At 49.6% G+C, this 927-nt stretch carries 2 rRNA genes; both read right to left on the reverse strand.

Annotation, left to right across the window (positions count from 1 at the left end):
• A 23S ribosomal RNA gene (locus tag RAH41_RS22420) occupies positions 1-452 on the reverse strand; the annotation flags it as partial.
• 175 nt (positions 453-627) lie between these two features.
• Positions 628-927 (reverse strand): 16S ribosomal RNA (locus tag RAH41_RS22425); the annotation flags it as partial.

Below are 927 nucleotides of genomic sequence, written 5' to 3' on the forward strand. Positions count from 1 at the left end.
GGATTCCGACGGAATTTCACGTGTTCCGCCGTACTCAGGATCCACTCAGGAGAGAACGAAGTTTTGACTACAGGGCTGTTACCTCCTATGGCGGGCCTTTCCAGACCTCTTCATCTACCTCGTTCCTTTGTAACTCCGTACAGAGTGTCCTACAACCCCAAGAGGCAAGCCTCTTGGTTTGGGCTGGTCCCGTTTCGCTCGCCGCTACTCAGGGAATCGCATTTGCTTTCTCTTCCTCCGGGTACTTAGATGTTTCAGTTCCCCGGGTCTGCCTTCTCATATCCTATGTATTCAGATATGGATACCACTCCATTACGAGTGGTGGGTTTCCCCATTCGGAAATCTCCGGATCAAAGCTTGCTTACAGCTCCCCGAAGCATATCGGTGTTCGTCCCGTCCTTCATCGGCTCCTAGTGCCAAGGCATCCACCGTGCGCCCTTTCTAACTTAACCGTTAAAAAGAATCACTACGTGATATCTTGCATTACTAATTGAATGTGAATTACTTCTGTTATCTAGTTTTCAAAGAACAACATCTCGAAGAATCGAATGATCCTTCAAAACTAAACAAGACAGGGAACGTTCTGTTTATAAGACCCAAGGTCTTATATTCCGTTAAAATCCTTAGAAAGGAGGTGATCCAGCCGCACCTTCCGATACGGCTACCTTGTTACGACTTCACCCCAATCATCTGTCCCACCTTCGGCGGCTGGCTCCATAAAGGTTACCTCACCGACTTCGGGTGTTACAAACTCTCGTGGTGTGACGGGCGGTGTGTACAAGGCCCGGGAACGTATTCACCGCGGCATGCTGATCCGCGATTACTAGCGATTCCAGCTTCACGCAGTCGAGTTGCAGACTGCGATCCGAACTGAGAACAGATTTGTGGGATTGGCTTAACCTCGCGGTTTCGCTGCCCTTTGTTCTG

The organism is Gottfriedia acidiceleris, assembly GCF_036421055.1.
GTDB lineage: Bacteria > Bacillota > Bacilli > Bacillales > Bacillaceae_G > Gottfriedia > Gottfriedia acidiceleris_C.